Annotated in this window: 19 protein-coding genes and 1 pseudogene; 7 read left to right on the top strand and 13 right to left on the bottom strand. The window is 62.7% G+C overall.

Features of this window, described 5'->3' with window-relative positions; translation table 11 throughout:
• Window positions 1-70: 70 nt before the first annotated feature.
• From purH to BLV09_RS25020, 3 genes are all read right to left on the bottom strand, one after another.
• Window positions 71-1663, bottom strand: coding sequence for a bifunctional phosphoribosylaminoimidazolecarboxamide formyltransferase/IMP cyclohydrolase (gene purH, locus BLV09_RS25030; protein ID WP_146689297.1), 1593 nt, complete (start codon window positions 1661-1663; stop codon window positions 71-73).
• 95 nt (window positions 1664-1758) lie between these two features.
• Window positions 1759-3474: a heparinase II/III family protein gene (locus BLV09_RS25025; RefSeq protein WP_167559096.1), complete on the bottom strand. Its 1716-nt coding sequence runs from the start codon at window positions 3472-3474 to the stop codon at window positions 1759-1761.
• Between the two features lie 164 nt (window positions 3475-3638).
• On the bottom strand, window positions 3639-4991 hold the full coding sequence (locus BLV09_RS25020; RefSeq protein WP_146689295.1) for an RsmB/NOP family class I SAM-dependent RNA methyltransferase: 1353 nt from the start codon (window positions 4989-4991) through the stop codon (window positions 3639-3641).
• Between the two features lie 177 nt (window positions 4992-5168).
• Between BLV09_RS25020 and BLV09_RS25015 the strand changes: the two genes are divergently transcribed.
• On the top strand, window positions 5169-5390 hold the full coding sequence (locus tag BLV09_RS25015; protein WP_100384937.1) for a DUF1674 domain-containing protein: 222 nt from the start codon (window positions 5169-5171) through the stop codon (window positions 5388-5390).
• 91 nt (window positions 5391-5481) lie between these two features.
• On the opposite strand, the gene BLV09_RS25010 is transcribed toward BLV09_RS25015, so the two are convergent.
• From BLV09_RS25010 to acs, 3 genes are all read right to left on the bottom strand, one after another.
• Window positions 5482-5994, bottom strand: a complete 513-nt coding sequence (locus BLV09_RS25010) for a L,D-transpeptidase (protein ID WP_100384936.1) — start codon at window positions 5992-5994, stop codon at window positions 5482-5484.
• Window positions 5995-6274: 280 nt separating this feature from the next.
• Entirely contained in the window at window positions 6275-6676 is a 402-nt protein-coding gene (locus BLV09_RS25005; protein ID WP_146689294.1) for a Kazal-type serine protease inhibitor family protein, read from the bottom strand.
• A 21-nt stretch (window positions 6677-6697) separates the two neighbouring features.
• Window positions 6698-8650: an acetate--CoA ligase gene (gene acs / locus BLV09_RS25000; RefSeq protein WP_167558879.1), complete on the bottom strand. Its 1953-nt coding sequence runs from the start codon at window positions 8648-8650 to the stop codon at window positions 6698-6700.
• A gap of 371 nt (window positions 8651-9021) precedes the next feature.
• On the opposite strand from acs, the gene BLV09_RS24995 reads away from it, so the two are divergent.
• The 3 genes from BLV09_RS24995 to BLV09_RS24985 all read left to right on the top strand — a co-directional run bounded on the left by BLV09_RS24995 (window position 9022) and on the right by BLV09_RS24985 (window position 11565).
• Window positions 9022-10167: a DNA topoisomerase IB gene (locus BLV09_RS24995; protein WP_146689293.1), complete on the top strand. Its 1146-nt coding sequence runs from the start codon at window positions 9022-9024 to the stop codon at window positions 10165-10167.
• Window positions 10168-11023: 856 nt separating this feature from the next.
• Entirely contained in the window at window positions 11024-11293 is a 270-nt protein-coding gene (locus tag BLV09_RS24990; protein ID WP_146689292.1) for a hypothetical protein, read from the top strand.
• Entirely contained in the window at window positions 11290-11565 is a 276-nt protein-coding gene (locus BLV09_RS24985; protein ID WP_146689291.1) for a hypothetical protein, read from the top strand. Before BLV09_RS24990 ends, BLV09_RS24985 begins: the two co-directional genes overlap by 4 nt.
• A 197-nt stretch (window positions 11566-11762) precedes the next feature.
• Here the strand turns inward: BLV09_RS24985 and BLV09_RS24980 are convergent, their stop codons facing one another.
• Window positions 11763-12344, bottom strand: coding sequence for a TetR/AcrR family transcriptional regulator (locus tag BLV09_RS24980; protein ID WP_197684979.1), 582 nt, complete (start codon window positions 12342-12344; stop codon window positions 11763-11765).
• 493 nt (window positions 12345-12837) lie between these two features.
• On the opposite strand from BLV09_RS24980, the gene BLV09_RS24975 reads away from it, so the two are divergent.
• A complete protein-coding gene (locus BLV09_RS24975; protein ID WP_146689289.1) occupies window positions 12838-13968 on the top strand; it encodes an alpha/beta fold hydrolase in 1131 nt (376 codons plus the stop codon).
• Between the two features lie 65 nt (window positions 13969-14033).
• On the opposite strand, the pseudogene BLV09_RS24970 reads toward BLV09_RS24975, so the two are convergent.
• Together BLV09_RS24970 and BLV09_RS24965 are read right to left on the bottom strand one after the other, a co-directional pair.
• Window positions 14034-14279 (bottom strand): annotated as a pseudogene (locus BLV09_RS24970) (integrase core domain-containing protein); the annotation flags it as partial.
• Between the two features lie 346 nt (window positions 14280-14625).
• Window positions 14626-15474 (bottom strand): helix-turn-helix transcriptional regulator, encoded by an 849-nt coding sequence (locus BLV09_RS24965; RefSeq protein ID WP_146689288.1) that lies wholly within the window; start codon window positions 15472-15474, stop codon window positions 14626-14628.
• A 91-nt stretch (window positions 15475-15565) separates the two neighbouring features.
• Between BLV09_RS24965 and BLV09_RS24960 the strand changes: the two genes are divergently transcribed.
• Together BLV09_RS24960 and BLV09_RS24955 are read left to right on the top strand one after the other, a co-directional pair.
• Window positions 15566-16462: an SDR family oxidoreductase gene (locus BLV09_RS24960; protein WP_146689287.1), complete on the top strand. Its 897-nt coding sequence runs from the start codon at window positions 15566-15568 to the stop codon at window positions 16460-16462.
• A 33-nt stretch (window positions 16463-16495) separates the two neighbouring features.
• Window positions 16496-17392, top strand: coding sequence for an SDR family oxidoreductase (locus tag BLV09_RS24955; protein ID WP_146689286.1), 897 nt, complete (start codon window positions 16496-16498; stop codon window positions 17390-17392).
• A gap of 362 nt (window positions 17393-17754) precedes the next feature.
• Here BLV09_RS24955 and BLV09_RS24950 read toward each other — a convergent pair whose 3' ends face one another.
• From BLV09_RS24950 to tsaD, 4 genes are all read right to left on the bottom strand, one after another.
• Complete coding sequence (locus BLV09_RS24950; RefSeq protein ID WP_146689285.1) at window positions 17755-18507, bottom strand: SDR family oxidoreductase; 753 nt, start codon at window positions 18505-18507, stop codon at window positions 17755-17757.
• Between the two features lie 159 nt (window positions 18508-18666).
• Window positions 18667-19080: an EVE domain-containing protein gene (locus BLV09_RS24945; RefSeq protein WP_146689284.1), complete on the bottom strand. Its 414-nt coding sequence runs from the start codon at window positions 19078-19080 to the stop codon at window positions 18667-18669.
• A gap of 149 nt (window positions 19081-19229) precedes the next feature.
• Window positions 19230-20210, bottom strand: coding sequence for an NAD(P)H-dependent glycerol-3-phosphate dehydrogenase (locus BLV09_RS24935; RefSeq protein ID WP_146689282.1), 981 nt, complete (start codon window positions 20208-20210; stop codon window positions 19230-19232).
• Between the two features lies 1 nt (window position 20211).
• Window positions 20212-21297, bottom strand: coding sequence for a tRNA (adenosine(37)-N6)-threonylcarbamoyltransferase complex transferase subunit TsaD (gene tsaD, locus BLV09_RS24930; RefSeq protein WP_146689281.1), 1086 nt, complete (start codon window positions 21295-21297; stop codon window positions 20212-20214).
• Window positions 21298-21307: the final 10 nt, after the last annotated feature.

The following is a 21307-nucleotide window of genomic DNA, read 5'->3' as shown; positions in this document are numbered from 1 at the left end:
TTGCACGTCGTGATACGGCGCGAGATTCCGGGTTCGATGTGCTGCATCGCCCCGGAATGACGTCCCTATATCAATGCCGGAAATGCCGCACTCCGGTAAGCACCATCGCGATGCCGTGATCGTCGGCGGCCTTGATGACTTCGTCATCGCGGACTGACCCGCCGGGCTGGATCACGGCGGTGGCGCCGGCCTCGATGCAGGCCAGCATGCCATCGGCGAACGGAAAGAACGCGTCCGAGGCGACGACGGAGCCCCTGGTCAGCGGCTCGGCGAGCTTCAATTCGTTCGCCGCATCCTGCGCCTTGCGCGCGGCGATGCGTGCGGAATCGACCCGGCTCATCTGGCCCGCGCCGATGCCGACGGTGGCAAGATCCTTTGCGTAGATGATGGTGTTCGATTTGACGTGCTTTGCGACGCGGAACGCGAATTTAAGGTCGTGAAGTTCGGCTTCAGTAGGGGCGCGCTTGGTTGCGACTTTCAGCGTCATGTCGTCAACAACCGCGTTGTCGCGGCTCTGTACCAAAAGGCCGCCGGCGACGGTCTTTGCGGTCAGGCCACTCGCACGCGGATCGGGCAGTCCGCCCGCCAGCAATAACCGCAGGTTTCGCCGCGCCGCGACGATGGCGATGGCTTCCTCGGTCGCCTCGGGTGCGATGATCACCTCGGTGAAGATTTCGGTGATGGCACGCGCGGCGTCGGCATCCAGCGTCCGGTTGACGGCAACGATGCCGCCATAGGCTGAGGTCGAATCGCAGGCCAGCGCCCGACGGTAGGCGGTGACGAGGTCGGCGCCCTCGGCGACGCCGCAGGGGTTGGCGTGCTTGACGATGACGCAAGCCGCCGTCCGCGCGGGGTCGAACTCGGCGATGCATTCATAGGCCGCATCGGTATCGTTGATGTTGTTGTACGACAGTTCCCTGCCCTGCAATTGTCGCGCAGTGGCGACGCCCAGGCGCTTGTCGGGTGTGCGATAGAAGGCGGCGTTTTGGTGCGGGTTTTCGCCGTAGCGCAGCGCCTGGATCAGCCGGCCGCCGAACGCGCGAAAATCCGGCGCATCGGTCTTGAGCTGCAATGCGAACCAGTTCGAGATCGCGGCGTCATAGGCTGCGGTGCGGGCATAGGCCTTGGCGGCGAGACGGCGGCGCAGCGTCAGCGTGGTCGCGCCCTTGTTGGCGGCGAGTTCGTCGAGCACGGCCTGATAATCCTGCGCTTCGACGACGACGGCGACATCGTCATGATTCTTGGCCGCCGCGCGGATCATCGCGGGCCCGCCAATGTCGATATTCTCGATGCATTCCTCGAAGCCGGCGCCTTTATCGACGGTCGCCTCGAACGGGTAGAGATTGACGACCAGAAGATCGATCGGCGCGATGCCGTGATCCTTCATCGATCGCGCATGCTCAGCATTGTCCCTGATCGCGAGCAGCCCGCCATGTACCTTGGGATGCAGGGTCTTGACCCGTCCATCCATCATCTCCGGAAAGCCCGTCAGTTCCGAGACGTCTTTGACCTTTAACCCTGCGGCGGCGATCGCCTTGGCGGTGCCACCGGTCGAGACCAGCTCGACGCCATGGCCTGAAAGCGCGCGGGCGAATTCGATCAGTCCGGATTTATCGGACACGGATAGCAAAGCGCGGGTTGCGCGGCGCGGATGGTCGGTCATAGCTTAATGTCCTGTGGAATAAGCCAGCCCGGTAGCACGGTTTTGTCGGTCACGAAACCGGGGGTGGCGGCATGCGAGGTCTGTTGCCGCAAATTTTATAGCGGCAATTCGGGCTCGCGGCGGGCATTGCGCCGGGCCGTTGCCGTCGAGGCTGAGGCCGCTGAGCGAACAAAGCTCCAGCGAATCGAGGAGGCGTGCAGCGCGTGCTGCCGGATCACGATCTGGGCGGTGCGGCGAGGGCCGTCGTTCCCGGCCAGGAATACGCTGTCTTCCAGCTCGACCCTGTCGTCCAGCGCCTCAAAGGTCCAGACGTCACGGTTCGGCAGCACCAGCATCACGCCGCGCGCGTCGCTGAGCCGGCTTGCCTTGACCGAAGGATGCAGGTGAAACCGCAGCGCGTAGTCGGTGTCGCGGCCTTTGATGCGCCCGCCCGGCGCCGGCGACAGCGTGTCCTCGCCGTCAAGCCTGGAGCCGTCACGCGCGGCCATGAGCACGCGACGATGCACCACGCCAAATCGCGCGAGATAGCCATCATGCGACGTGGTCAAAAGCTCGCCATTGGCGACGGCCTCGCGATAGCTGTCGACATGGGCGGGACCGCTGATGACGGGCGCGCCCTGCAGCAGCCGTTTCATGGCCGAGAGTTCGACGAACTGGCAGGACGAAGTCTCGTGATAAGCCAGCGTCGAATGCGCAACTGTGCTGCGCGCAAAGGGGCGCCAGTTGTCGCGGCCGGTCGCCGGCATGCCGCAATTGACGACGATCCGGCTCGGTCCGGCCGACAATTCGAACGAAAGGCAGCCGGCATGGGCATCTTGACTGACATTCGCCGGCGGCGGCGGACCGGTATCCATGATGACCGTCATCGCGCCGGCGTCCAGCCGCTGATAGCCGGTGTGCGGCATGTTCGCCATCGGCACGCCGTGGGTATCGTCGTAAGCGAGCAGCGTCGCCAGCAGATCGGAAGGCGCGCTGCTCATGCCGTTGAACAGCGCAAAGCTGCCGTCGCCGTGACGGAAGAAGCGCAGCATCGGCATCATGCGGTCGATCGCGTTCAGCAGCGCCGGCGGTGGCGCGATGTTGCGGGCGGCGAAGGTCTGTCGCAGCGGTAACAGGTCGATCAACAGCTCGATCAGTGCGCCGGGATTGCGCGAGATGTGCCCGCCATCGGGGAGGATTTGCCGCTGCAATTCGTCGGAGAGCTTGCGCGTGGCGGCGCGGATATGCCCGGCCTGGTTGGCGAGGCAGAGCGAGGCGTAGCAAAGCGCGATCAGCACCTGCAGCCGCGGCACGCCGTCCGCCGCGTCGAGCATGGTGTAGCGCAGATAGCGGATCTCGCGCGCCAGTCCGCGTAAATATCGCCGGTAGAACTTGCCGTCGGTATCGCCGAGCACCAGCGGCGCTTGCGACAGCAGCGAGATCACGCGGCGGGCCATCACATCGGCACGGCGGCCTACGGCGCGTTTGCTGACCGGGTTCGAGATCCAGTCATCGACCAGCGCGCGGGCGTTGGCCCGGGTCAGCGCGGTATCGGCCGCGCGCAAATGCCGCAGCCATCCGAAACCGAGCAGCGCCACCTCCCAATCTTCGGAAGGTGGCTCGAGATCGAAGATCGAGCGTCCATGGCAGGTCACGATCTTGCCCGCGAACACAAAGCGGCCGGCATAGATTTCGGCGGCGCGGGTGGCATCCGCGGTGCGCAGGTCGTGCGGGGCGATGATGAGGCGATCGGTGCGGCCCGGCCACAGCCGCGCCAGCGCCACCGAGCCGCCGCTCGCGCGCGCGACTACGTTCCGCGCGAAGCGGCCCATAACCAGCGTCGAAATACGTCTGCGTTGAGCGACCGACACGCCTTGCCCTGAGCGTTGCCTTGAGGGGAGGATTCTCTGCGAATCCTTTTAATCCGGAAACGCCAGCGAGACACCACCTTGAAACCGCGCGAATCAGCGGCCCGGCAGGCAAATATGGTGCAAAATCAGGATTTAACCAGACGCGCGGCGTAAAAGCCGTCGAGCCCGCCCAGCCTGGGCTCGTCCCGCGGCAGATGGCACGGCAGCGTACGCAGACCGCCATCCGCGGTGATGATCTCGGTGAGGCCCGCGACCTCGCCGGCGTCGATCGGCACGCGGCGCATCGACGATTCGGTGGCCAGAAAAGCCGATACCGCCTGTTCGCCTTCTTCCTGCTCCAGCGAGCAGGTGCAGTAGACCAGCGTCCCGCCCGGCTTCAGCAGCGCGGTCGCCCGTTGCAGCAATCGCTTCTGCAGCGCCGTCAGCGCGGCGATGTCGCCCTCCTGCCGCAGCCAGCCGATGTCGGGGTGACGCCTGATCGTGCCGGTCGAGGTACAGGGTGCGTCGACCAGGATACCGTCGAAGCCTTCCTTGTTATTTCCGCCCTGCCATTCAGCGGCATCGGTCACCACGGCTTCAGCATTCAGGGCGAGCCGCGCGAGATTGTCGCGCAGCCGCGCCATGCGATTTGACGAGCGATCGACCGCGACGACTTGGGCGCCGGCTTGCGCAAGCTGGGCGGTCTTGCCGCCGGGTGCGGCGCAGAGATCGGCGATGGTTTTGCCGGCGACGTCACCGAACAAGCGTGCTGGCAATGCGGCGGCAGCGTCCTGCACCCACCACTGTCCTTCCGTGAATCCCGGCAGCATCGTCACCGAGCCCTGCAACAGCGTGCGTACCGAACCCGTCGGCAGCACTTCGCCATGCAGGCGGCTTGCCCATTGCGCGGCATCGGACTTCACGGTGATGTCGAACGAGGGCTCATGGCCGATCGAGGTGGCGATGTCGCGCGCAACGGCCTCACCGTACTGGGCGGTCCAGCGCTGCAAGAGCCATGGCGCAATATCAAGTCTCTCGGACTTGACCTCGTCGATCAGCGGCGCTCCTTCGCGCGCGCAACGGCGCAGCACGGCGTTGACCAGGCCGGCATATTTCGCGGCGCGCCGGTCCGACTGCACCAACCTTACGGAGAGATCGACAGCCGCATGATCGGGCACATCCATCCAGAGAATTTGCGCGGCGCCGATCAGAAGCGCGCTCTGCGCCCGCGGCGCGTCGGTCGGAACGCCACGATCGAGCAGCCGCGACAGCAGATGGCCCAGGGTGCCAAGCCGTCGCAAGGTGGTCGCCACCAGCCGCCGCATCAGGGCGCGGTCACGGTCGGAGAGCGTTTTCAACCCGGGATGCGCGCCGGCGCCGTCGAGCTGATCGTCGAGGGTGCGGTGCTTTTGCAATACGCCGTCAAGAATATCCGCTGCGATCCGCCGCGCCGCGAGACCAGGCACTTCGGATGGCAATGCGAATCGTTGAGGAGGCATCGGTGCGGGAACAATCTCGGGAGAAGCGACGGTGATTCAGCGAATTCGGCCGTCACCGGAAAGAAGACACCTGTGACATGCGAATATGCCAAATATAAGAATCGCCTTCATGATTTCACAGTTCAAGTATGATGTTCATACCGAAGTATTTTGGTGCGGATAGCCGGAAACCGAGTGATGACTGACAATCTTTCGCCGCCGTCAACGGCGGCATCATCAGGGCTGGAACCCAAGCAGCTGTCGCCGGCCGCCAAGCGGGCGCTTGCCGAAGCCGAAGCGCGGCGGAAAGCCGCCGAGGCGAACGCGCATCCGATGGCCAAGGAATTTCAGGGCCCGAAGGGACCGGAACCCACGCGCTACGGCGACTGGGAGAGCAAAGGCATCGCTTCGGATTTTTGAAGATCCGGTCGCGCCGCAAAAGCAAGGCCGCGGGTTACGACAAAGAAGCCGCGCCGATGCGCGGGCTTCTGCATTCCCTGGAAAATCCAGATCAGCGCGTCACGACGACGGTCGTGCCGACGGAAACGCGCTGGTAGAGATCGCTGATATCCGGGTTCAGCATGCGAATGCAGCCGTAAGAGACGAATCCGCCGACCGAATTGGGCACGTTGGTGCCGTGGATCGCGTATTCTCCACCCGCCAGCGTCATCGCCGCGACGCCCATCGGATTTTGCGGCGAGCCACCGGGGATAACGTCCGGGATCGAAGGCTTGTCGTGCTTGACCTCGGCCGGTGGCGACCAGGCGGGGTTGAGATATTTGCCGTTGATGCGGGTGACGCCGGCCCATTGCTTGCCGGCCTTGCCGACGCCGACTGGGTACCGCATGGCGTGGCCGTCGTCGAGAATGAGATAAAGGTGACGCTCATTGGTTTTCACCACGATCGTTCCCGGCGTGTAATCGCCTTGCACACCGACCATTTCCGGCCGCGCCTCGGCCGCACTCGATATCAACGCGCCCGCCCCGATGGTGGCCGCCAGTGCCACCGCAATCCTCAGCGACATCAATCTCTCCACTTTGCTTCCAACGCCCCTGCCGGGCCCTCATATCCCAGTCCAAACTTTCATCCGCCCACGCATTTTTAACCGCATGCATTAACCAGGCGGTTTTCACCGTGTGCGTTTGGGCTGGTTTGACGGGGGGAACAAAGAAAATGTTCGAAACAAAGTAAATGACCTGAAAACAACACCCGGCCGGAAACACGCGGCTAAGGCACGTTGCCACTGACAATGTCGTGAGACACCCGTGGACTTCGCTTTCGGGGAAGGTCGCGATCGGTTCTGGCTAATTGCTCGCTTTCGGAGCCTTCTTCTTTTTCTTAGCCACGGGCTTGGCTGCCGGGGCAGTTTCCGTTGAGGGCGATTTCTTGCAAGCGCCGGTATAGTCGACCGCCACCTTGGCGTGCCGCGCGTCGCACTCATTCTGGTAGGTCTTGCCGTTGCAGCCGCAAACCGGTCGGGACACCCGCATGCAAAAGTCCGGCGCTTTTTCGCAGGTCCCCGCCGCGTCGGGCGCGCTGCATTGTCCGGCCGCCTTCCGGCACCACAGCGCCGAATTGCAGGTTATTTTGTCAGGTCCGCCGCAGGCTTCATCGAGATTTGCAGCCCTCGCGCTCGGCGAGGCGAGCCCGATGCCGGATATGACAATGAGTGTCGCCGCCGCGGCGCGACCGAAACGCAAGCGCATGAGCCCCTCCAGCGGGAAACCTTAAGCTCCCGCGCCCTTCTTGTTCTGGCGATGCTGCACCAGGTCGTCCACCACGGCGGGATCCGCCAGTGTCGAAGTATCGCCCAGACTGCCCGGCTCGTCCTCGGCGATCTTGCGCAGGATGCGGCGCATGATCTTGCCGGAGCGGGTTTTAGGCAGGCCCGGGGCAAACTGGATCAGGTCGGGAGACGCGATCGGGCCGATGTCCTTGCGCACCCACGCGACCAATTCCTTGCGTAGCGCGTCACTCGGCTCCGTGCCAGTCATCAACGTCACATAGGCGTAGATGCCCTGGCCCTTGATGTCGTGGGGGTAGCCGACGACGGCGGCTTCCGACACCGCGTCATGCGCCACCAGCGAACTCTCGACTTCGGCGGTGCCCATGCGATGGCCGGAGACATTGATCACGTCGTCGACGCGGCCGGTGATCCAGTAATAGCCATCGGCGTCCCGGCGGCAGCCGTCACCGGTGAAGTATTTGCCCTTGTAGGTCGAGAAGTAGGTCTGCTCGAAGCGGGCGTGATCGCCATAGACCGTGCGCATCTGGCCCGGCCAGGATCGCGCGATGCACAGATTGCCTGACGTTTCACCCTCCAGCACCTTGCCGTCGGCGTCGACAATCTCCGGCACCACGCCGAAAAATGGCTGGGTCGCCGAACCCGGCTTGAGTTTGGTCGCGCCGGGCAGCGGCGTAATCAGAATGCCGCCGGTTTCGGTCTGCCACCAGGTATCGACGATCGGGCAACGCTCGTCGCCGATGACGCGATAATACCATTCCCACGCTTCCGGGTTGATCGGCTCGCCGACGCTGCCCAGCAATCGAAGGCTCTTGCGCGAAGTCTTCTTCACCGGCGCATCGCCGCTTTGCATCAGGGCGCGGATCGCGGTCGGCGCGGTGTAGAAAATGTTGACCTTGTGCTTGTCGATGACATTCCAGAATCGCGAATTGTCAGGGTAGTTCGGCACACCTTCGAACATCAGCGTGGTCGCGCCGTTCGCGAGCGGTCCATAGAGAATGTAGCTGTGGCCGGTGACCCAGCCGACGTCGGCGGTGCACCAGTAGATATCGCCATCGTGATAGTCGAACACATATTGATGCGTCATCGACGCGAACACGAGATAGCCGCCCGACGTGTGCAGCACGCCCTTGGGCTGGCCGGTCGAGCCCGACGTGTAGAGGATGAACAGCGGATCCTCCGCGCTCATCGGTTCACACGGGCATTCCGTCGTCACCATCTCAGCCGCGTCCTGATACCAGAAATCGCGCGTCGGATTCATGTCGACGGCGGCGCCGGTGTGCTTGACCACGACGACCCAGTCGACGCCGCTGGCTTTCGCGATCGCGGCATCGACATTGGCCTTCAGCGGCACCTTCTTGCCGCCGCGCAGGCCTTCGTCGGCCGTGATGACGATCTTGGATTTGCAATCGGTGATGCGCTGGGCAAGGCTGTCGGGCGAGAAGCCTGCGAACACCACTGAATGGATCGCGCCGATCCGCGCGCAGGCCAGCATCGCATAGGCCGCTTCCGGAATCATCGGCAGATAGATCGTGACGCGGTCGCCCTTGCTGACATTGCGGGTGCGCAGGACGTTGGCCATCTTGCAGACCTCGTCGTGCAGCTCGCGATAGGTGATGTGCTTCGACTGCGAGGGATCGTCGCCTTCCCAGATGATGGCGGTCTGGTCGCCGCGCTTGTCGAGATGGCGGTCGATGCAGTTCCAGGCGACGTTGAGGACGCCGTCCTCGAACCATTTGATCGAGATGTTGCCCGGCGCGAAGGAGGCGTTATCGACCTTGGTGAAAGGCTCAATCCAGTCGAGCCGCTTGGCCTGCTCGCCCCAGAAGCCCTTGGGATCGCTGGTCGAGCGCGCATACATTTCGCGGTACTTGGCCTGGTCGATGAAGGCGCGCTTGGCCCATTCCGCACTTACGTCATAAACCTTCTCGGACATCGTACCCTCCACCCTTCCGACCAGTGAACGCGGCGACCATCGGCCGTCTTCATTGTTGCGATGATTATGCGTCGCCGGGCAGGGCGTGGACAAGGCGGAAACCCCTGCGACCTTGGTCGGTTTTGTGGATGCGACGTCGGGCATTGGCCGACCGAGCCATCACTTTCGCGTTTTACGTCAGTCCGAAATCAACGTTATCGCGCGAATGGGTGCTATTACCGGTATCTAATAACCGACGACCAAAGACTCGGGACTCGCAATGGCCTTGGTTACCGCCTAAATGGCCTCCCCGAGGGCCAACGAGCCCCCCGGAACCAAAGACCGAGAATCGGCATTAGCGGGACAACAGTCGGAGCAAGGCGTCTAAAATTATGATGGATCAGCAGAATTTCGAGGCTACGCGGCCCGTTTCCGCCGATCCTGCAGTCGCTCTGGCAAAAGCGCTCGGGCAATGGCCCAAATCTCCCGCATCGACCCCCAAGATAGCGGCCACGGCCTCGGTCGAAGCGCTGGCCCAGGAACTGGGCCTGAAGCTCGGCGATCAGAATGAATTGACGATCCGCCGTATCAAGCGCGGCAAGGGCTATTCATTCGTTCGCGCCAACGGAACGCCGATCCGCCACGTTGGCACCATCAAGCGCCTGAATTCGATGGCGGTGCCTCCGGCCTATGCCGAAGTCCGCTACTCGCCGGATCCGGCCTCGCATCTGCAGGCCGTCGGCCGCGATGCCGCGGGCCGGCTGCAATATCGCTATCATGCTGATTGGGAGAAGGTCCGCGAGCATCGCAAGGCGCATCGCCTTGGGAAACTGGTCGCGGCGCTGCCGAAGATCCGGCGCAATGTCTCGATGCATCTGTCGGGCGACGAGCCGACCCGCGAGTTCGCCCTGTCGGCGGTGATCGAGCTGATTGCCCGCACCGCGATCCGGCCGGGCAATGAATCCTATGCCCGCCTCAACGGCACCCGCGGCGCCACCACGCTGTTGAAGTCCAACGTCGTGATCGAGGACGATAGCGTGGTGCTGGCCTTCAAGGCCAAGGGCGGCAAGGCCGTTCGCAAGGAATGCGACGCGGCCAAGCTGGTGCGCGCCATCGGCATTCTGCGCGGCGTGCCGGGCAAGCGAATGTTCCAGTATCGCGATCCTTTCGGCAATGTCCGCGGCGTCTCGACCACGTCGGTCAATGCCTTTCTGCGCGAGATCGCCGGCATCAAGATTTCGCTGAAGGATTTTCGCACGCTGATGGCGTCGGCGGTCGTGCTGGAATCGCTGTCGCGGATTTCGCCGGCGGCGAGCGCCCGCGGCCGGCGCAAGCAGGTGCTGGACGCCGTTCGCGCCGCGGCCGACGAACTGTCGAACACGCCGGCGATCTGCCGCAAGAGCTACGTCCACGACACCATCGTCACCGCGTTCGAAGATGGCATCCTCGAACGTTTTGCGGCGACCATGAAGGGCTATCGTTCGCAGTCCAAGCGCGAGCAATTGCTGGCGCAGGTGGTGACGGCGGCCGCGGCGTAACAGCTCGCGGGCCGATCGCCGCTAACGCATGCGCTGAGTTTCCGGTTCGAATTTCAAACAGCCAAGCCGTCATTGCGAGGAGCAACCCGGCCCTCGTCATTCCGGGGCGCGAATGCAATGAGCGAACCCGGAATCTCGAGATTCCGGATCGTCGCTTCGCGCCGTCCGGAATGACAACGTGGTTAGCTCCGTTCCTTTGCGATGGCACACATCCGCAATCCCGCGACACTGGCGCGTCCGGGTGATGCATCGACATGACCCTCCGAAAGAAGAGGGCGCAGGGAATACCGGATGCGCGCCGCACCCATAGCCCCGTGTGCAAGTAAAAAAGCACACGAGCGTAGTCGCCACAGGTTCAACGCCATCAACCGGCATTCCCTGCGCAATGGTTTTAACGGTTTCCTTCGTGCTCTCCCCGGTGACCGGGCTTTGTTGTCACCGTCATCGCGCAGACACCTCTGCGCAACTTGACGCCAGCGTCGGGGCGTCAGGACCACACGACTTCGCCGTCCGCGGCCGCACCACTCGTCTTCTGATGCCGCCCACGTCCATCGCATCCCGCACCCAACGTTCGTGACGATCGCGAAGCGCCCCTCTTTCGGGTGCGGGACGGCGCGGGAGATGCCGGTGATTTGGCGAAAAGATCAAGTGCGGCACATTGGTACGACGGGCAAATCAGATCGGCTAACGCATGATCCGCGAGCATCAGAGCCTGAAGGGCGCGCCGGCAATGGCTCCTGGTGTTGGCAACCGGGCACCCGACGGGTTGCCTTGTAATTCAAGAGGGCGCAACTAGAAGTGATAATAGCGCTCGCTATAAGATTCATCTAAAGCGGACGCTTCGGAACAAAAAAGCATGATGCCGCCTTCATGGAATGCTGAGATCAAAAACACCACAGAAAATGCGCTTGAGAGCGCAGAAGCAAATCATCAGAGCGAGACTCTTAAAGATGTAAGTTTGCTTGCCGTTCCACTCGCTAATATCGTCGACGAACTTAAAGAATATAGAGACCAACAAGAGGCAAGCGAAAGAAGAAAGAAGCCGGTAGAGCGGCTATCTGTAGCCGCTCTTATTGCTACCGTTGTTTTTACCGGTCTCACGCTCATTGTATCAAACTGCAATTGAACGAAATGGAGAGGGCTTATGGCCCTATCAAAGCTTCTGCCGATGCAGCCAATAGGCAGCTCCTCGCCGCTACTCGCGCGTGGGTAGGACCATTCAGCGCGTCGTTTCACGGCCTCAATAACCTGCCCATGAGCACCACTATCGATTATCGAAATTCCGGGAAAGAACCGGCGATTGATTTCAGTTTTGAGGATGGCGGGACTGACGATTGGGAAGCGACTATAACCAGTGGACGCCCCAAAGATTTGATCTTTAATCCTGATACTGAGTGAGCGGCGGACAGCAAAGAAAGCTGTGCTTCCCGCATCCAAAACTGGGTCAACTGGGTATGCCGACTAAAACTCGAATGGACAATGAATAGCTGGATATGAGACGAGGGGTGCGCTCCACCATCGGCTCACCGGTCTTCCCCTATCACTACAGCGTCCGGATCGACTTTCTACGCCCGGGCGAGAACATTGGACCCGGATCACCCCTCGGGGGCAGCCCACCTCTGGACACTAACATCCGCCAGCGCCTCGAATATAGCCGGCGTGCGTTCCAGGCGGGCGATCGTTCGCGCGCCTTCGAGGGCGGCTACCAATGCGGCTGCGGTAGAGGATGCGCGCGCGGGAGCGAAACCGCACCCCCTAAAATGCTCCGCAACAATCTCGGTCGAATCAACAAATCCGCGCGCTACCCGTTTGGTCAGCTCAGCGTCGAGCGCGGGCAGCTCATTCGCCAGATTTTGCATTAGACATCCATACTGGAAATCGGAGGCGACCATTTCGGCCGCGAATGTGCCGAAAATCTGATGAACAAAATTCAGAGCATCACCCGTCGTATTCGCCGAGATATTCCGCAATACAGCAATTCTACTCGCAACGTAATGATCGATTGCTTCTTCTGCGAGCTGTGTCTTGCCGCGTGGAAAGTGAAAGTAGAACGATCCTTTAGGCGCGCCGCTTTCTTCAAGGATCTGGATCAATCCGGTCGCAGTGTAGCCTTGGATGCGAAACAGTCGTTCGGCCGTGGCAATCGCGCGAGCGCGGGCGTCAGTCTTACGTGGCATGCCGTGAACATAACACGTTTCGCTTGACGCCGCTATGGCGATCACCATACTATGGTGGTCGCCATAGAAGGAGTCCGGCGATGCCCCTCTACCGAATCCTAAGCCAAGAAGGTTCGTTCAGTGATGCGCAGCGTACCCAAATTGCGGCAGGAATAACGAGAGACGAAGCACGCGGGTTTCCTGGTTCACCCTATGCCGAGCGTCTTCGTTTCGGGGCTAATCGTCCTCGATTGCCTGGCCGCCGTGTGAATTGTTCGTCGCGTGCGTTGTCGCTGAAGCTGAAGAGAGCGCTTGCACGCGGACGGTGCGTTTCGTCATGAGTCATCCAGTTAGTTTCAAGCCATCGGCGTCCCGACGAGCCGTCTTAGCGATGGGCGCGGCCAGCCTGGTTGCGGCTTCACTTCGACCGGCCCGCGCAAACCCCATAGGAGGAATCGATTTGACTACATCATCATATGGCGGGGGAACGCTTCCCAAGGGGGTCCGCTCGCGCATGATCCATGGGGTCAACGGCCTCGATGTCCATATTCTCGAGGCCGGTTACGAAAGCCCCGGCCGGCCGCTCGCGCTGCTTTTGCACGGCTTTCCGGATTTGGCTTACGGCTGGCGACACCTGATCCCAATTCTGGCTGACGCCGGGTACCATGTCGTGGCGCCCGACCAGCGGGGTTTTGGCCGCACCACCGGTTGGGTGAACGGCTATGACGCCCAGCTAGAGCCCTTCAGCCTCTTGAATATGACGCGCGACGCCCTCGGATTGGTTTCGGCATTGGGGTATCGGCGTACGGCGATGCTCGTCGGGCACGACTTCGGCTCGCCCGTGGCGGCCTATTGTGCGCTAGCCCGACCTGACGTCTTTCCCTCGGTGGTGCTGATGAGCGCACCGTTCCCCGGTCCGCCGGCGCTTCCGTTCAACACCGCGGAAAGCGAGCCATCGTCGGTTCAACCGAACACTGAAAATCAAAAGTTAGCGGCCGCGCTGGCGGCGCTCGATCCGCCCAGAGTGTCTTATCAACAATACTTGAGCACACGGGAGGCGAACGATGACATGTGGCACCCCCCTCAAGGTTTACACGCGTTTCTTCGCGCATTTTTCTACGTCAAGAGCGCTGACTGGCCGGGAAATAAGCCGCATCCGTTGAAGGGGCGAACCGCCATAGACCTTGCACAAATGCCCACCTATTACGTCATGGATCTCGGTAAGACGATGCCCCAGACCGTGGCTCCATTCCAACCTTCCGCCGCTGAGGTCCAGGCCTGCAAATGGCTCACCGAGCCGGAACTTGGAGTGTACACGGAGGAGTATGGCCGCACTGGATTTCAAGGCGCCCTGCAGACTTATCGCGTCTATTCCGATCCTGACCTAAACGCTGAGTTGCGCCTGTTTTCGGGCAAGACGATCGATGTCCCGTCGCTCTTCATCGGCGGGAAGAGCGATTGGGGCACCTATTCGGCGCCGGGCGCGGTCGATCTTATGAGGACGAAGGTGGCAACGAGGATGGGTGGCATCGAGCTGATCGACGGCGCCGGTCACTGGGTCCAACAGGAGCAGCCGGTTCGGCTCAGCACGCTCCTGCTCGCCTTCATCAAGGAGGTAGGTGGGGCGGATCACACCAGCCCTTAGGTCGGGGAATGCCTATCGTCGCTCTTGAAAATATTGCGCTTGGGTTTGGTGGTCCAGGTCCGGCGTTAGCTTCGGGCTTCGCTGCCCCCGATCGGGGGCAGCGAAATCCTTGCCCCGGCAAGATATTCCGGCGGGGTCAGATTACCGAGAGCCGAGTGAGGGCGCCTATCATTATGGTCCCTCCGCCAGGCCTCGATCGGCCGCCTAGCCTCGGCGATGGACCGGAACCAGTGGATGTTCAGGCATTCGTCGCGCAGCGACCCGCTGAACGTCTCGATGTAGACGTTGTCCCTTGGTTTCCCCGGGCGCGATCAGGTCCCACTGGGCGTCGGTCAGATCGGTATCGTAGCGCCGCCTCACGGGCGGCTTCCTTTTCGGCATCGGGCGTCGGCTCGCGTCGTTGGTCCGACGCCCTATGAATCACGCCAAAGCCGCCTTGGGAATCCTTCTCAAACGCGCTCTAAGCCAGAAATCACGCATACGCTAAGCAGGCTCAGAAATAGGGCCATTGGTCCCTTTTGAAAAAAGGACCGGCCCCTATTCATGGCAGTACAACGCACCGTCGGCGCTATGAACCAAACACTTAGGTTGGCCTGCTTAAACCGGGTGTGCTCTTGGCGGCGATTCGGATTGGGACAGTTGCGACGGAAGTCAGAATCAAGCCCGCTCGAGCGCAGGCTTCGATTCGAGCAACGAGCTGATCCTGTCCGCATCCGCTGATGTCGCGGGATTGTAGATCACCATGCTGAGGTCCGGCCGGCCATCGACCGCGAAGGCGGAATATTCGAATGAGATCGGGCCGAGGATCGGGTGCTTGAGGTGCTTGACGCCTTCGCCGTGACTATGGACGTCGTTGTCGCGCCACATCGCTGCGAATTCGGGGCTGAGCCGGCAGAGTTCGTCGACAAGAGGTTCGACCTCCGCCGCGGCGCCCGCGCGGGCCGCATCCACCCTGAATGCGCCCACCACGAACCGTGCCACGCTCTCCCAGTCATATTGCGCAGCGCGGACACGCGGATCGAGGAAGATGAAGCGCAGGACGTTGCGCTGCTCCGGCGGTAGCGCTCCATAGTCGGTCAGCATGACCGTCGCCGCCCGATTCCAGGCCACGATGTCCCATATCGCGGTCCTGATCAAAGCGGGGCTCGGCTCCAGCGCATCGAGCACGCGTTGCAGCCGCGGCGTGACGCCTTCGTTCTTCTGGTAGCGCGCTTCTGGTGGGCGGCCGAGGCCAAGCAGGAAAAGGTGCTCGCGTTCGACATCCGTCAGCATCAGCGCGCGGGCGATCCGATCGAGCACATCAGCCGACGGCGCGCCGCCGCGACCCTGTTCGAGCCATGTGTACCAGGTCGGACTGATGTTGGCGCGCTGCGCCACTTCCTCGCGACGCAGACCGGGTGTGCGGCGACGCTCGGCGGAGAAACCGAAAGCCGCCGGGTCGAGCTTGGCGCGGCGGTTCTTCAGATAGACCCCGAGCAAGTTCTCCTGCGCGACGTGCTCGTCCATCCTGTTAGCCATTATACCATGATAAAGTCACTACTTTACCAGCATAGCCTGAGAGCCGAGATTTGTCTCCACGAAACTTGGAGACCTTCCCATGCGTGTGTTTGTCACTGGAGCCACCGGTTGGGTGGGCTCGGCCATCGTGAAAGATTTGATTGCCGCCGGCCATCAGGTTCTTGGCCTTGCCCGCTCGGACGCGGGGGTCGAAGCGCTGACTGCGGCGGGCGCGGAAGTTCATCGCGGCACGCTGGAGGACCTGGACAGCCTCAAGAGCGGCGTTTCGCAGTCGGATGGCGTGATCCACACCGCTTTCAACCACGACTTCTCGAAATTCGCGGAGAATGGCGCGGACGAACAGCGCGCCATCGAGGCGATCGGCGATGCCCTGGAAGGCTCCGACCGTCCGCTCATCGTCACCTCGGGTATAGCGTTGCTGGCGCCGGGCGGTGTGGCGACCGAACAGAGCCCGCGCCGCCCTGTCTCCGACTCGCTCCCTCGCAACCCGGAAGGCGCAATCGCCGCACTTACAGCCCGTGGCATCCGCGCGGCGGCGGTGCGGCTTCCGCCGTCGGTTCATGGTCACGGCGACCACGGCTTCGTGCCGCGTGTCATCGCCCTTGCCCGCGAGAAGGGCGTCTCTCCCTATGTTGGCGAAGGGCTCAACCGCTGGCCGGCCGTGCACCGGCTCGATGCGGCTCGCGTCTTTCGGCTCGTCCTTGAGCGCGGCGCGGAAGGGGGGCCCTTCCATGCGGTTGCTGACGAAGGCGTGCCGTTCAAGGAGATCGCCGAGGTGATCGGCCGGCGACTGAACATTCCGGTCGTCTCGCAGTCGCCGGAACAGGCGGCAGAGCATTTCGGCTGGTTCGCCCGGTTCACGGGTATCGACTGCCCGGCTTCGAGCGAAAGAACCCGGTCGCTGCTCGGCTGGCAGCCCGAACAGCCCGGGCTCATCGCCGACCTCGATCATCCCGCTTACTTCGCAGCCCAGTGATATCGGGCGAAACGAAACAAGGAGACTTTGCTCATGCGCGTGTTTGTTACTGGAGCCACCGGATTCATCGGTTCGGCCGTCGTCAAGGACTTGATCGCGGCCGGCCATCAGGTGCTCGGCCTCTGCCGTTCGGACGAGAAGGCGGCAGCCTTGGCCGCCGCTGGCGCCGAGGTCATCAGCGGATCGCTTGAAGATTTGAACAGCCTCAAGGATGGCGCTGCGCGATCGGACGGCGTCATCCATCTGGCCTTCAACCACGACTTCTCGAAATTCGTCGCGAACTGTGAGGATGATCGACGCGTCATCAAAGCCCTCGGCTCGGTTCTTGTGGGCTCTGATCGACCGCTGATCGTGACCTCCGGAACCGGGATGGCGAATACCGTACCGGGCAAGCCTGCCACCGAAGACAATGTGGTGATCTCGTCCAGCGTGATTCCCCGCGCAGCCTCGGAAGAGGCGGCGGCCTCCGTCGCGGCCGATGGGGTCAATGTATCCGTGGTGCGGCTGCCGCAAGTTCACGACACGGTCAGGCAGGGCCTGATCACCTATGCCATCGCGATGGCCCGTGAAAAAGGCGTGTGCGTCTACATCGGGGATGGGCACAATCGCTGGCCCGCGGCGCATGTTCTCGACACCGCCCGTCTCTACAGGCTGGCGATCGAAAAGGCAGAACCGGGTGCAAAATATCACGCCGTCGCGGAAGAGGGCGTGGCTGTGAGGGACATGATGGAAGTGATCGGCCGGCGCCTGGATTTACCGGTCAAATCGATCGCCCCGGCAGAGGCCGAAGCCTATCTGGGCTGGCTCGCCATGTTTGCGAGCCACGATGTCCCGGCCTCAAGCGAACAGACGCGCAAAAGACTGGGATGGCAACCGACCGGACCCACGATGCTTGCCGATCTCGAGCGGTTGCAGGTCTCCGATAGCTGAATCGGAGTTTAAATCGGAAGCTAGCTAGATAGGCGAACTCCCTCCTCCTGAAAGGGGGAGGGTTGGGGTGGGGGTCAGCCACGAGCGCAGAGGTCCCTGGAGACAAGATCCCCTCCCGGCTTGCGCTGCACGCAAGCCGACCTCCCCTTTTCAAGGGGAGGTGAAAGCGCCGCATGAGCATAACTCAGAACCAAACAGGACGAACTTCCTCCCCCCTGTAAGAAGAGGAGAGAGGGGATTGCAGCCCGCCTATCTTGCAGACGATTTTCCACTCTTCGGCGGTGAGCGACCGAGCCGAACGGAACGATAAGCACCGAACAGAGGCTGCGTTTCATGGAGCCCTATCGGTTGGCGGTTGCGAATCAGGTTCCTGCCTTTGAGCCGCGGAGCCATTCGTCTAAACCGATGCGGCCGAGGCGCGCTTCACCCAACGGTACGAGCGAACGCTCCTCGACGCGGCCGCCGAAGTATCGGGCCTCGGGGTCACACACCACCTCGTGCGGGTCGCCGACCGCCTTTACATAACGGGCGACAATTTCGTTGAACGGTGCTCGTTCCGGGCCGGCAATCTCGACGATGCCGTTTCGCGGCGCCGCCAGCGCCACATCGGCGACAGCAGCAGCAACATCGTCCGCCGCGATGGGCTGGAACAGGCCGGGCGAAATCCTGACCAGGTTTCCTTCCGCACCTGAAGCGGCGATGGCGCCGAGGAACTCCATGAATTGGGTCGCACGGATGATGGTGTAGGGGATGCCGGAAGCCTCGATCAGTTTCTCTTGCGCGACCTTGGCGCGGAAATAGCCATTGTCGCTCCGATCGGTTCCGACGATGGACAGCGCGACGTGGTGCCGGATGCCGGCAGCGGCCTCCGCTGCGAGAACGTTGCGGCCGGATGTCTCGAAGAATTCCAGCACGACCTTGTCTTCAAATGAAGGCGAATTCGCGAGGTCGATCACCACCTGCGCACCGGCCATGGCCTCTTTGAGCCCCTCGCCGGTGATGGTGTTGATGCCGCTCTTGGGCGAGGCGGCGACGACCTCGTGTCCGCCCTGGCGCAGAATGGCTGCGGTCTTCGAGCCGATCAGGCCTGTGCCGCCGATCACGACGATCTTCATGGTTGACCTCCCTTGTCGAGTACGGACGAACCTCCCGTGATCCAGGGATCCAAAAATAGAGCCGAAAAGGACGTTCGAATGCGAACGAGGAAAACTATCCAGCTATCGACTGCGTTCACACGCGCCCTTTTGTCTCACAAGGCGGCAGGGAAGTGGAACTTATAGCCCGCCCATCTTGCAGACGATCTTCCATTCCTCTGACGTGACCGGCTGCACGGATAGCCGCGAATATTTCACCAGCGCCATGTCCGCGAGCTTCTTGTCGGCCTTGATCGCGGCCATCGTCACCGGCGTCTTCAACGGCTTGTCGGCCTTGATGTCGACGCAGACGAATTTGCCGGTCTTGTCGGTCGGATCGGGATAGGCTTCCTTGATGATCTCGGCGATCCCGACGATCTCCTTGCCCTCGTTGGAGTGATAGAAGAAAGCCTGGTCGCCTTTCCTCATCTTCACGAGATTCTGTCGCGCGGTGAAATTGCGCACGCCGGTCCAGGCTTCGCCCTTGGCGCCTTTCGCGACCTGCTGATCCCACGACCAGGCCGAAGGTTCGGATTTTACCAGCCAGTACTGCATGTCATCACCCCGCGCTCGTCATGGCCGGACATAGCCGTTCGAAGAACGGCGTCGCTTCCGCTCGCCTATGCCCGGCCATGCACGTCTTCCCAACTCTAGAGTATCAAGGCGTGGATGCCCGCGACAAGCGCGGGCATGACGGAGTGAGGTCATCCCTCCGCCTTGAACGGCCGCGTCAGCAGGCCTTCGATCGCGGCATCGATCGTGATCGCGCCCCCCAGGATCGCCGCCACCGCCTGTGAGACCGGCATATCGATGTTTTGCGAAGCCGCCAGTTCGATCAGCACGGGCGCGGTGAAGACGCCTTCGGCGAGCTTGCCCTTTGGCGGCGGGGCGCCGCGTCCGAGCGCAATGCCGAGCGCGAAATTGCGCGATTGCAGGCTGGAGCAGCTCAGGATCAGATCACCCAGACCCGAAAGTCCCACCAGGGTTTCGGTGCGCGCGCCGCAGGCAAGCCCAAGCCGCGCCAGTTCGCTGAAGCCGCGCGTGGTGAGAGCTGCTTGCGCCGATGCGCCGAGCTTGCGGCCAACCGCAATTCCCGCCGCGATCGCGAGCACGTTCTTGGCGGCGCCCCCGATCTCGACGCCACGGATGTCGGTGCTGTGATAAGGCCGGAAGGTCGAAGATCCCAGCGCCTGCACCAGCGCGCGTGCGAGACCCTCGTCCTGTGCCGCCAGCGTCACCGCGGTGGGAAGGCCGCGCGCGACGTCGTCGGCAAAACTCGGCCCCGATAGGATCGCCGGTGTCGCGTCGGGTGCTGTTGCGGCGATCACTTCGGTCATGAATTTGTGCGTGCCGTGCTCGATGCCTTTGGCGCAGGCGACAACGGGCGTCGCCTTCTTAAGATGCGGCGCGAGTGCGGTCATGGCCTCGCGCAGATGCTGTGCCGGTGTGGCGATCAGGATAATTTCCGCGCGCGCCGCCTGTGCGATCTCGTTGGTGATTTCAAGATTTGCGGCGAGCTGCGTGCCTGGCAGCCGCGGATTTTGACGCGACGACGTCATCCGGGTCGCGCTCTCCGCGCTGCGCGCGTAGAGCACGACATCGCGTCCGGCCCGTACGGCGACGCCGGCAAGCGCCGTTCCCCACGCGCCGGCTCCGATCACAGCGACAGAGTTGAAAGACGGCATGTCAAAAGCCCGCACGCGTGTTGGCGTAACCCGCCGGCGCAGTGGCATTCTCATCGAGTCGCCATCGTGCGCGGGGCGGGGCGTCCATCGTATCGATCATGCCCAGCGCCATCCGTTCCGCGCCGGCCCAGGCGATCATGGCGCCGTTGTCGGTGCACAAGGCGGGCGGCGGGATGATCAGCGTGGTCTCGGCTTTTGCAGCGACATCCTGCAACGCGCCGCGGATCGCCTGATTGGCAGCGACGCCGCCGGCGGCGACCAGCGCGCGCGGCGGGCCGAATTGCTCGTGAAACAGCCGCAGGCCGACACTGAGGCGATCGGCGGTCGATTCCAGCACCGCGGCCTGAAAGCTCGCGCAGAGATCGCTGATGTCCTGGGGCTCTATTGGCGTGATGCGGCTGGCCTCATTGCGCACGGCGGTTTTCAATCCCGACAGCGAAAAATTCGCGTCCGGGCGTCCGAGCATCGGCCTCGGAAATGCGAATCGCGCGGGATCGCCGCCGCGCGCGGCGCGCTCGACCTCCGGTCCGCCCGGATAGGGCAGGCCAAGCATTTTTGCCACTTTATCGAAGGCTTCGCCCATGGCGTCGTCGACCGTGGTACCGAGCCGGACATATTTTCCGACGCCGACGACAGCGACGATCTGGGTATGGCCGCCGGAGGCGAGAAACAGGCAATAGGGAAACGCCAGCGCGCAGGTCAGCCGCGGCGTCAGCGCGTGGGCCTCGAGATGGTTGACCGCGATCAGCGGGGTATCGTGCACCATCGCGATCGCCTTGGCGGTCGTGAGACCCACGATCACGCCGCCGATCAGGCCCGGGCCTGCGGCGGCGGCCACCGCCGACAATTGCCCGAAGCCGACACCGGATTCCTTCATCGCGCTGGCGATGATCCCGTCAAGCAGATCGACATGGGCGCGCGCCGCGATCTCCGGCACCACGCCGCCGAACGGGATGTGTTCCTCGGTCTGCGAGCGGACGACGTTCGACAAAATGCGGCCCGACCCGTCGCTCTGGCGCTCGACCACGGCGGCGGCGGTTTCATCGCAGGTCGTCTCGATGCCAAGAACCAGAGTCGGTGGCAGCATCGGCCTATCG

The organism is Bradyrhizobium canariense (genome assembly GCF_900105125.1).
Taxonomy (GTDB): domain Bacteria; phylum Pseudomonadota; class Alphaproteobacteria; order Rhizobiales; family Xanthobacteraceae; genus Bradyrhizobium; species Bradyrhizobium canariense_A.
Note: the sequence above shows the minus strand (reverse complement) of the source record. Positions and strands in the feature narration are given on the sequence as shown.

Excerpts from the sequence above, each read along its gene's own strand:
- acs (WP_167558879.1), bottom strand. The coding sequence starts at position 8,650 with ATGTCCGAGAAGGTTTATGACGTAAGTGCGGAATGGGCCAAGCGCGCC.
- BLV09_RS25025 (WP_167559096.1), bottom strand. The coding sequence starts at position 3,474 with ATGGGCCGCTTCGCGCGGAACGTAGTCGCGCGCGCGAGCGGCGGCTCG.
- BLV09_RS25020 (WP_146689295.1), bottom strand. The coding sequence starts at position 4,991 with ATGCCTCCTCAACGATTCGCATTGCCATCCGAAGTGCCTGGTCTCGCG.
- BLV09_RS24960 (WP_146689287.1), top strand. The coding sequence starts at position 15,566 with ATGCGTGTGTTTGTCACTGGAGCCACCGGTTGGGTGGGCTCGGCCATC.
- BLV09_RS24945 (WP_146689284.1), bottom strand. The coding sequence starts at position 19,080 with ATGCAGTACTGGCTGGTAAAATCCGAACCTTCGGCCTGGTCGTGGGAT.
- tsaD (WP_146689281.1), bottom strand. The coding sequence starts at position 21,297 with ATGCTGCCACCGACTCTGGTTCTTGGCATCGAGACGACCTGCGATGAA.
- BLV09_RS25015 (WP_100384937.1), top strand. The coding sequence starts at position 5,169 with ATGACTGACAATCTTTCGCCGCCGTCAACGGCGGCATCATCAGGGCTG.
- BLV09_RS24965 (WP_146689288.1), bottom strand. The coding sequence starts at position 15,474 with ATGGACGAGCACGTCGCGCAGGAGAACTTGCTCGGGGTCTATCTGAAG.
- purH (WP_146689297.1), bottom strand. The coding sequence starts at position 1,663 with ATGACCGACCATCCGCGCCGCGCAACCCGCGCTTTGCTATCCGTGTCC.
- BLV09_RS24950 (WP_146689285.1), bottom strand. The coding sequence starts at position 18,507 with ATGAAGATCGTCGTGATCGGCGGCACAGGCCTGATCGGCTCGAAGACC.
- BLV09_RS24995 (WP_146689293.1), top strand. The coding sequence starts at position 9,022 with ATGATGGATCAGCAGAATTTCGAGGCTACGCGGCCCGTTTCCGCCGAT.
- BLV09_RS24935 (WP_146689282.1), bottom strand. The coding sequence starts at position 20,210 with ATGCCGTCTTTCAACTCTGTCGCTGTGATCGGAGCCGGCGCGTGGGGA.
- BLV09_RS25010 (WP_100384936.1), bottom strand. The coding sequence starts at position 5,994 with ATGTCGCTGAGGATTGCGGTGGCACTGGCGGCCACCATCGGGGCGGGC.
- BLV09_RS24975 (WP_146689289.1), top strand. The coding sequence starts at position 12,838 with ATGATCCATGGGGTCAACGGCCTCGATGTCCATATTCTCGAGGCCGGT.
- BLV09_RS24990 (WP_146689292.1), top strand. The coding sequence starts at position 11,024 with ATGATGCCGCCTTCATGGAATGCTGAGATCAAAAACACCACAGAAAAT.
- BLV09_RS24955 (WP_146689286.1), top strand. The coding sequence starts at position 16,496 with ATGCGCGTGTTTGTTACTGGAGCCACCGGATTCATCGGTTCGGCCGTC.
- BLV09_RS25005 (WP_146689294.1), bottom strand. The coding sequence starts at position 6,676 with ATGCGCTTGCGTTTCGGTCGCGCCGCGGCGGCGACACTCATTGTCATA.
- BLV09_RS24980 (WP_197684979.1), bottom strand. The coding sequence starts at position 12,344 with ATGCCACGTAAGACTGACGCCCGCGCTCGCGCGATTGCCACGGCCGAA.